General features: G+C 68.2%; 11 protein-coding genes. All 11 read left to right on the top strand.

The features are described 5' to 3' along the window. Positions 1-157 precede the first annotated feature (157 nt). On the top strand, positions 158-589 hold the full coding sequence (rplK, locus tag QZV94_RS18390) for a 50S ribosomal protein L11 (protein WP_293680109.1): 432 nt from the start codon (positions 158-160) through the stop codon (positions 587-589). A gap of 4 nt (positions 590-593) precedes the next feature. Continuing rightward, positions 594-1,283, top strand: a complete 690-nt coding sequence (gene rplA / locus QZV94_RS18385; protein ID WP_293680106.1) for a 50S ribosomal protein L1 — start codon at positions 594-596, stop codon at positions 1,281-1,283. A 71-nt stretch (positions 1,284-1,354) separates the two neighbouring features. After that, positions 1,355-1,864 carry a GNAT family N-acetyltransferase gene (locus QZV94_RS18380; RefSeq protein ID WP_293680104.1) on the top strand — a complete coding sequence of 170 codons (510 nt, stop codon included), beginning with the start codon at positions 1,355-1,357 and terminating at the stop codon, positions 1,862-1,864. A gap of 51 nt (positions 1,865-1,915) precedes the next feature. Next, the gene (locus QZV94_RS18375; protein WP_293680102.1) at positions 1,916-2,989 is read left to right on the top strand and encodes a hypothetical protein; all 1,074 of its coding nucleotides are present in this window, start codon (positions 1,916-1,918) and stop codon (positions 2,987-2,989) included. Between the two features lie 3 nt (positions 2,990-2,992). Then, positions 2,993-3,817 carry an enoyl-CoA hydratase-related protein gene (locus QZV94_RS18370; protein ID WP_293680099.1) on the top strand — a complete coding sequence of 275 codons (825 nt, stop codon included), beginning with the start codon at positions 2,993-2,995 and terminating at the stop codon, positions 3,815-3,817. A gap of 60 nt (positions 3,818-3,877) precedes the next feature. Continuing rightward, positions 3,878-5,074, top strand: coding sequence for an acetyl-CoA C-acetyltransferase (locus QZV94_RS18365; protein ID WP_293680096.1), 1,197 nt, complete (start codon positions 3,878-3,880; stop codon positions 5,072-5,074). 3 nt (positions 5,075-5,077) lie between these two features. Beyond that, positions 5,078-5,509, top strand: coding sequence for a hypothetical protein (locus QZV94_RS18360; RefSeq protein WP_293680093.1), 432 nt, complete (start codon positions 5,078-5,080; stop codon positions 5,507-5,509). A 298-nt stretch (positions 5,510-5,807) separates the two neighbouring features. Continuing rightward, complete coding sequence (rplJ, locus tag QZV94_RS18355) at positions 5,808-6,323, top strand: 50S ribosomal protein L10 (RefSeq protein WP_293680090.1); 516 nt, start codon at positions 5,808-5,810, stop codon at positions 6,321-6,323. 44 nt (positions 6,324-6,367) lie between these two features. Next, on the top strand, positions 6,368-6,751 hold the full coding sequence (gene rplL, locus QZV94_RS18350; RefSeq protein ID WP_293680087.1) for a 50S ribosomal protein L7/L12: 384 nt from the start codon (positions 6,368-6,370) through the stop codon (positions 6,749-6,751). A gap of 147 nt (positions 6,752-6,898) precedes the next feature. Next, positions 6,899-7,489 (top strand): hypothetical protein, encoded by a 591-nt coding sequence (locus QZV94_RS18345; protein ID WP_293680083.1) that lies wholly within the window; start codon positions 6,899-6,901, stop codon positions 7,487-7,489. Between the two features lie 424 nt (positions 7,490-7,913). Continuing rightward, the coding region (locus QZV94_RS18340; protein WP_293680079.1) for a hypothetical protein at positions 7,914-8,263 on the top strand (350 nt) is incomplete at its 3' end.

Genomic DNA, 8,263 nt, shown 5'->3' with positions numbered 1-8,263 from the left:
GTGCGCTTTGACTGCTAAACGCGCCCGCCTCGTGTTGCGCCTCTTTGGGCCAGCGCGGGAACTGTCACGACCGTGACATCAAATCCGTGGGAGGGGGCGGCCACCGTAACCCCGCACCACGGCTCAAACCGGCCCTAGCGGGCCCTGAGGAGTAAAGATGGCCAAGAAGATCTTGGGCTATATCAAGCTGCAGGTGCCCGCCGGCGCCGCCACGCCTTCGCCGCCCATCGGGCCGGCGCTGGGCCAGCGCGGTGTCAACATCATGGGCTTCTGCAAGGAATTCAACGCCCGCACCGAGAAGGAAGCCAAGGGCACGCCCCTGCCGACCGTGATCACGGTCTACCAGGACAAGTCGTTCACCTTCGTGACCAAGACGCCGCCGGCCAGCTTCTTCATCAAGCAGGCGCTGAACATCAAGTCGGGCTCCAAGACGCCCGGCCGCGAGACCGCCGGCAAGATCACCCGCGCGCAACTGCGTGAGATCGCCGAAAAGAAGATGAAGGATCTCAACGCCATCGACGTCGAGTCCGCCAGCCGCATCATCGAGGGTTCCGCCCGCTCGATGGGCCTTCAGATCGTGGAGGCCTAGCACCATGGCCAAGCAAGCCAAGCGCACCAAGACCTGGTCTGGCGACCGCACGGTCACTCACCCGCTCGACGCCGCCGTCAAGCTGGTGAAGGCCAACGCCAACGCCAAGTTCGACGAGTCGATCGAGATCGCCGTCAACCTGGGCGTCGACCCGCGCCACGCCGACCAGCAAGTCCGCGGCGTCGTGGCCCTGCCGTCCGGCACCGGCCGCCACGTCCGCGTCGCGGTTATCGCCAAGGACGCCAAGGCGGCCGAAGCCACTGCCGCCGGCGCCGAAGTGGTCGGCGCCGAGGATCTGGTGGAGCGCATCCAAGGCGGCTTCATGGACTTCGACCGCGTGATCGCCACGCCGGACATGATGGCCCTGGTGGGTCGTCTGGGTAAGGTGCTGGGTCCGCGCGGCCTGATGCCGAACCCGCGCGTCGGCACCGTGACGCCCAACGTGGCCCAGGCCGTGAAGGATGCCAAGGGCGGCTCGATCGAGTTCCGCACTGAGAAGACCGGCATCATCCACGCCGGTATCGGCAAGGCCTCGTTCACGGAGGAAGCCCTGCAGATCAACGTCCGCGCCCTGGTCGACGCCCTGAACAAGGCCAAGCCGTCGGGCGCCAAGGGGACCTACATCAAGAAGATCAGCCTCTCCTCGACCATGGGCCCGGGCTTCAAGGTGGACCAGGCGACGATCACCGCCTGATCCGCTTCCGAGCTGACGGAAAATCCAGGGGAGCGGCGGTGACGCCGCTCCCCTTCTCTTTGGGGAGCGACATGATCGAGGTCGAGCTTGAGCCAGCAGGCGACCGGCGCGCCACGATCGAGAACCTCTTCCAACTCTACGTCCACGACTTCGCCGACTTCTGGGCGGAGCGGCAGGTGGAACTGCAGGAGGACGGACGCTTTCCATCGTACCCGCCGCTGGCGGCCTACTGGTCCGAGGCGGGCGCCGAGCCGTTGCTGATCCGGGCGGCCGGGCGGCTGGCGGGCTTCGCCCTCATCGATCGCCACAGCCATTCCGGCGCCCCCACCGATTTCAACATGGGGGAGTTCTTCGTCGCGCGACACTACCGACGCGAGGGGGTCGGGCGACAGGCCGCGCTGCGGGCGATCCAGGGCCGGCCCGGCCAGTGGGAGATCGCGGTGGCGCGACGGAACGTCGGGGCGCTGGCGTTCTGGCGCGGCGTTGCGGAGACGGCGGCCATCGGCGGCGTGGAAGCGCGAGACCAGGATGATGACCGCTGGAACGGCGCGATCCTGCGTTTCCGCGTCGAGGCTCCTTAAATTCTGCGAACGCCCGCCCTACAGTGTCCGCGGAGCAAGCGGGAGGGCGCGATGCGGGCGGGTTCGATCCTGGGGGCCTTGGCGGCCATCGTGATGGTCCTGGCAGGAACGGCGAGGGCGGAGAGCTTCCACTTCGTGGCGTTGGGGGACACAGCCTACACCTTGCCTCGGGACCAGCCGGTCTACGACGCCCTGATCCAGCGCATCAACAAGGCCAAGCCTGCCTTCTCCATCCACGTGGGTGACATCTGGGGCGCGCTGCCGTGCACCGAGGAGAGCCACCGCTACGCTTTGGGGCAGTTCGCGAAGTTCGACCATCCGCTGGTCTACACGCCCGGCGACAATGAATGGACCGACTGCCGCAAGCCCGAAATGATCGAGGCCTACCTCCGCTACCTGGAGAAGAAGGCGACCCCGAAGGACCTGATGTTCCTTTCACCGGCGCAGACGTTCGACGGCGAGTTCGCCAGCTACGGCTACGGGGATCCGATCGGCGGACTGAAGATGATCCGCCGCCTCTACTTCGCCAAGCCGCAGAGCCTTGGCCAGCGCACCATGCCGCTGGTCCGCCAGACCGACGTCACGCCGACGCTCGAAACCGCCGAGAACACGCGGTGGGAAAAGGGCGGGGTGGTCTTCGCGACGGTTAGCGTTCCTGGGTCGGCCAACGGCTTCACCCTGAACGACGAGGCCCGCGCGCGGGAGGCGGTGGCGCGCAACCGGGCCAACGTCGACTGGATCAAGGCCGCCTTCGCCGAGGCCAAGGCCAAAAACGCCAAGGCGGTGGTGCTGGCCCTGCAAGCCGGCCTGTTCGTGGACGGCCGGGGCGGAGACTTCACGGGCAAGGAAATCCGCGGCGGCAGCGATGGGCCGTTCTACTGGATCGTCTATGCGATCCGCGACGAGGGCGCGAAGTTCGGCAAGCCGGTGCTGCTGATCAACGGCGACTTCCACGACCTGATTATCGACCGGCCGTTCATGGTGAGCCAGGGGGAGGAGAAGCCGCCCCGCTTCGCCAACATCACCCGCCTGCAGGTCTACGGCGCGCCGGAGCTCAAGGCCGTACAGGTGAACGTGGACACCGAAACGCCCTGGGTCTTCAGCTTCCAGCCGCTCTACAACTGAGCCATGGAACTCAAGGCGACACGTTACCAGGTGACCGACGGAATCGCCGTCGTGACGCTCTCGCGGCCGAAGCGGCGCAACGCCTGGACCGGCCGGATGCACACCGAGTACCGCTGGATCCTGCGCGAGGCCGACGCCGACCCCGGGGTCCGCGTGATCGTCGTCACCGGCGATCCGGAAGGCAATGCGTTCTGCGCGGGCGCTGACCTACAGGCCTTGGAGGGACATTCGGCGCGGGGGCAGTACGACGCCGGTACGCCCGACGACATCGCAGAGCCGGGCTATGGCGTCGATCCGGCCTTCGACGCGGCCTTCGCCTACCACTTCGGCGTGGGAAAGCCGATCATCGCGGCGATCAATGGCGCCGCGGCCGGCGTGGGCCTCGTCCTTGCGGCGTTCGCGGACCTGCGGTTCTGCGTCCCGGGCGCCAAGTTCACCGCGGCGCACGGGAGGTTCAACTTCCCGGCGGAGTACGGCCTCTCCTGGCTGCTGCCGCGGATCGTCGGCCTGACCCACGCCAACGACATCCTGCTTTCGTCCCGGGTGTTCACGGCGGAGGAGGCGATCGCGATGGGCTTCCTGAACCGGATCGTCCCGGCGCAGGCGTTGATGGGCGAGGTGATCGCGTACGCCCGCACCCTTGCCGACGGCGTCGCGCCGGGCTCGGCTCGCGAGACCAAGCGCCAGATCTACCGCGACCTGCATCGGGACGCCGCGACATCGGTGAAGGCGGCCGAAGCGCTGTTGGTCGCGATGTCCCGCGAGCCGGACTACAGGGAAGGCGTGAGGGCCTGGATGGAGAAGCGGCCAGCGGAATGGACCGGCTGACCCCTTGACCCGGCCCGGCTGGCGCTTCAGGGGACGCTGCAACCCGTCGGAGGAAATCCCATGCGTCGCGCCGCCATTGTCTCTCCCATACGCACTGCCGTCGGCAAGTACCTGGGCAGCCTGTCGGACCTGACGGCCGGGGAACTGGGCGCGGTGGTGCTGAAGGCCCTGGTCGAACGGACCAAGATCGATCCGGCCCGGGTGGACGACGTGATCTTCGCCCAGGGCTACGGCAACGGCGAGGCGCCCTGCATCGCCCGCTGGTCGGCGCTTGCGGCCGGCTTCCCGATCGAGGTGCCGGGCTATCAGCTGGACCGCCGCTGCGGCTCGGGCCTGCAGGCCGTGATCGATGCGGCGATGATGGTGCAGACCGGCGTCGCCGACGTGGTGATCGCCGGCGGCGTCGAGAGCATGTCGAACGCCGAGTACTACACCCTGGACATGCGCAAGGGCGCGCGCGCCGGCTCGGTGACCATGCACGACCGCCTGGCCCGCGGCCGGGTGATGAGCCAGCCGATCGAGCGCTTCGGCGTGATCTCAGGCATGATCGAGACCGCCGACAACCTGGCGCGCGACTACCAGATCAGCCGCGAGGAATGCGACGAGTACGCCGCCATGAGCCACCAGCGCGCCGCCGCCGCCTGGGCCGCCGGCAAGTTCGACGACGAACTGGTGCCGGTCTCGGTCAAGCAGAAGAAGGGCGACCCGATCATCTTCGACAAGGATGAGGGCGTGCGCCCGGACGCCACCGCCGAGAGCCTGGGCAAGCTGCGCGCCATCGAGAAGGACGGCGTGGTCACCGCCGGCAACGCCAGCCAGCAGAACGACGCCGCCGCCGCTTGCCTGGTTGTGGCGGAGGACAAGCTGGCCGAACTGAACCTGGATCCGATGGGCTACTTTGTGAGCTGGGCCGCGGCCGGCTGCGACCCCTCGCGCATGGGCATCGGCCCGGTGCCGGCCGTGGCGCGCCTGTTTGAGCGCTCCGGGCTCAGCTGGAACGACATCGACCTGGTCGAGCTGAACGAGGCCTTCGCGCCGCAGGTTCTCGCCGTCCTCAAAGGCTGGGGCTGGGACGAGCGCGACCGGCTCAACGTCAATGGCTCGGGCATCAGCCTAGGCCACCCCATCGGCGCCACCGGCGGCCGCATCCTCGCCAACCTCCTGCGCGAGCTGCAGCGGCGCGACGGCAAGTACGGCCTGGAGACCATGTGCATTGGCGGCGGCCAAGGCATCGCGGCGGTGTTCGAGCGGGCGTGAGCCGTGACGCCGAGCGAGGTCGAGGCGCTCTTCCATCGGTTGGCGCCCGATCTGGACGCGATGGCCGCGCCCTGGAGCGTGATCGGCAGCGGGGCCCTGATCCTGCTCGGCGTGCCGCTTGAAGCGGCGGCGGACCTCGACATCGTGACCGGTGTCGATGGCGCGGAGCGGCTGCGGTCGGCCTGGGTCGGGTGGTTGGACGCGGCCGAGCCCCAGGCGCCCGACGGTCCGTGGCGGTCGCTCGACTTCGCGCGCTACCTCACGCCGTGGGGACCGGTCGAGGTGATGGGCGGCCTGAAGGTGAGGGGGCGGCTGCTCGACGCACCCGGCCCGATCCCGTCCGCGGCGGACCAGCTGCGCATCCTGAGACTCTTCGGCCGACCCAAGGACCTGGCCAAAGCGGCGCAACTGGAGGCTTGGTTGGCCACGGCTTGAGTCCGTCGCCGCCTTCGTGTAAACGCCGCCGCTTCGCCGATCCCGTCAGGGAGAGGCGAGGACGGAAGCGCCCTCGGGCCTTCCGATCCTGTCCAAGAACTGTGGAGCCGTCGGGGTCACCGGCGACCGGAACGCGAGGACGAGCCCGTCCTCGGCCATAGGGAGACGGGAAGATGACGGCTTGGTCGTCCCTCCGCAGATGCGGCTGGGCGCGAGGCTGCGGCTTCTCTGAACAGGACAGGTTGCTTACCGGCGTGCGCATCCGCGCGTGCGCCTGAACCTGAGTATGGAGACCGCAATGGACCGCGCTCAAAAGCAGGAGGCCATCGAGACGCTCAAGGGCGTTTTTGACGGCGCCGGCGCCGTGGTCGTGACCCACTACCTGGGTCTGACCGTTGCGGAAATGACCGATCTGCGGGGCCGCCTTCGCACCGAAGGCGCCCAGCTGCAGGTGGTGAAGAACACCCTGGCCCAGAAGGCTCTGAACGGCTCGATCGGCGCGGAGGGCGATGCCCTCTTCACCGGCCCGGTCGCCATCGCCTTCGCGCCGGATCCTGTCTCCGCCGCCAAGGTCGCGACCCAGTACGCCAAGGACAATGACAAGTTCACCGTCATTGGCGGCTTCATGGGTCAACAGGTGCTGGACAAGGCGTCGGTGACGGCTCTCGCCACACTGCCTTCTCTCGACCAGCTCCGCGCCAAGATCGTCGGCCTTCTGCAAGCCCCCGCGACCAAGATCGCCGGGATCCTGCAGGCCCCCGCCGGTCAGCTGGCTCGCGTCATCGGCGCCTATGCCGCCAAGGACGCCGCCTGATCGTCACTTCCCGACAAAACCTCTCTCTTTAAGGACCGAACCAAATGGCCAATCTCGAAAAGCTGGTGGACGACCTGTCCGCCCTGACCGTCCTGGAAGCCGCTGAGCTGTCCAAGCTGCTGGAAGAAAAGTGGGGCGTGTCCGCCGCCGCTCCGGTGGCCGCCGCCGCCCCGGCCGGGGCCGCCGCCGCGCCGGCCGAAGCCGCCGAGGAGCAGACCGAGTTCACCGTCGTGCTCACCGCCGGTGGCGACAAGAAGATCAACGTCATCAAGGAAGTCCGCTCCGTCCGTCCCGACCTGGGCCTGAAGGAAGCCAAGGACCTCGTCGAAGGCGCCCCGCAGAACGTGAAGGAGAACGTCTCCAAGCAGGAAGCGGAAGAAGTGAAGAAGAAGCTGGAAGAAGCCGGCGCCTCCGTCACCATCAAGTAGGGTGGCGGCGTCCAATCGACGCTTCTGAGAAGATCGAGGGGCCGGGCGCAAACCCGGCCCCTTTTTCATGCCCCCAATCGGGGGAGGGCGCCGACACGCGCTTGCCTCAGTCTCAGCCTCGGGGAACTGCCGCTCCGGGGGACTGACATGACGATCCGTACGACCTTGGCCGCGGCCGTGGCCGTCGTCGCACTGCCGGCCGGCGCGGCGCACGCGCAGACTGCGGGCGACATCAACCGGCTGAACCAGGCGGTGCAGATCTGCAACTCGCCCATGGGGGCCGGCATGGCCGAGTGCGCCAAGCTGCGCGCCCGGCTGGGCGGCGGAGGAGGCGGCGGCCCGGGACTCGGCGGCTTCGGTGGCGGCAAGGCTCAGGTCGCCGTCGGGCTGCTCGGAATCCTCAGCCAGGGCCGCGCGGCGGCCGCGCCGCCGGCCGCCGCGTCCCAGCCAGGGGTGAGCCCCGCCGCCGTCCAGCAGGCGATCTCGACCTGCGTCCAGAACGCCCGCGGCGACAACACCGCCATCCAGGCCTGCCTGCAGATTGCCAACGCGGCCCATGCTCCGGTGGCGCCGCGGGCCCCAACCCTGGGCATCGCAGCCTACCAGTCCCCCCCGTCGCCTGGCGGGACGGCCGCCGCGATACACCAGGGCGGCCAGAGCTATCAGGCCTGCGCCGCGGCAAACCCGACGAACTGGCAGTCTTGCCTACCCCTGCTCAACGGCGGCCAGCCGAGGTAGCGAGCGGCTGCCGCTGGTCGACCTCTTGAGCGGGAACACCCGCGCACCGCCGTCGGTTGATGGGCTGCAAGGGCAGACGAGAGATGACAGCCGGGGACACGCCCCGGACACCCCAGAAGCCGGCGCGGAGACACGGCTCCGCGCCGCCGCTCGCATTTCTTAAGGCGAGGGGCTTCACAAGTCGGCGAAAAGCGCCTATCTCCCGCCGTTCGCGAAAACACCTCCCGAATCACATCTTTCGATGCGGCCTTCGCGCGTGCAGGCCCCGAGGCATGGTCATCAGCCCTCCGACCATGCGAGGGGGCGCCCCCAACGTCACAGGGGGCCTCCAGCGTCCGGCTCCCGGCAACGGGAGGCCGAGGGTGGACGCAGGATAGCAGCACTCGGCGCCGGGATTCCGTCCCAGCGCCTACAAGGGATCAAAATGGCGCAATCCTTCACCGGCAAGAAGCGGATCCGTTTTTCGTTCGGCCGCATTCCAGAAGCCGTGCAGATGCCGAACCTGATCGAGGTTCAGCGCTCATCTTATGAGCAGTTCCTGCAGCGCGAGACTCGCGCCCCGGACCGCAAGGAAGAAGGCGTCGAAGCGGTGTTCCGCTCCGTCTTCCCGATCAAGGATTTCAACGAGCGCGCGGTGCTCGAGTACGTCTCCTACGAGTTCGAGGAGCCCAAGTACGACGTCGAGGAATGCGTCCAGCGCGACATGACCTATGCCGCGCCGCTGAAGGTGAAGCTGCGCCTCATCGTGTTCGAGACCGACGAGGAAACCGGCGC

This window comes from uncultured Phenylobacterium sp. (assembly GCF_902826855.1).
GTDB lineage: Bacteria > Pseudomonadota > Alphaproteobacteria > Caulobacterales > Caulobacteraceae > Phenylobacterium.
This window is presented reverse-complemented; position numbering and strand designations above follow the sequence as displayed.

Coding starts and splice junctions, on each gene's coding strand:
- QZV94_RS18380 (WP_293680104.1), top strand. CDS start 1,355: ATGATCGAGGTCGAGCTTGAGCCAGCAGGCGACCGGCGCGCCACGATC.
- rplK (WP_293680109.1), top strand. CDS start 158: ATGGCCAAGAAGATCTTGGGCTATATCAAGCTGCAGGTGCCCGCCGGC.
- QZV94_RS18345 (WP_293680083.1), top strand. CDS start 6,899: ATGACGATCCGTACGACCTTGGCCGCGGCCGTGGCCGTCGTCGCACTG.
- QZV94_RS18370 (WP_293680099.1), top strand. CDS start 2,993: ATGGAACTCAAGGCGACACGTTACCAGGTGACCGACGGAATCGCCGTC.
- QZV94_RS18365 (WP_293680096.1), top strand. CDS start 3,878: ATGCGTCGCGCCGCCATTGTCTCTCCCATACGCACTGCCGTCGGCAAG.
- rplJ (WP_293680090.1), top strand. CDS start 5,808: ATGGACCGCGCTCAAAAGCAGGAGGCCATCGAGACGCTCAAGGGCGTT.
- rplA (WP_293680106.1), top strand. CDS start 594: ATGGCCAAGCAAGCCAAGCGCACCAAGACCTGGTCTGGCGACCGCACG.
- QZV94_RS18375 (WP_293680102.1), top strand. CDS start 1,916: ATGCGGGCGGGTTCGATCCTGGGGGCCTTGGCGGCCATCGTGATGGTC.
- rplL (WP_293680087.1), top strand. CDS start 6,368: ATGGCCAATCTCGAAAAGCTGGTGGACGACCTGTCCGCCCTGACCGTC.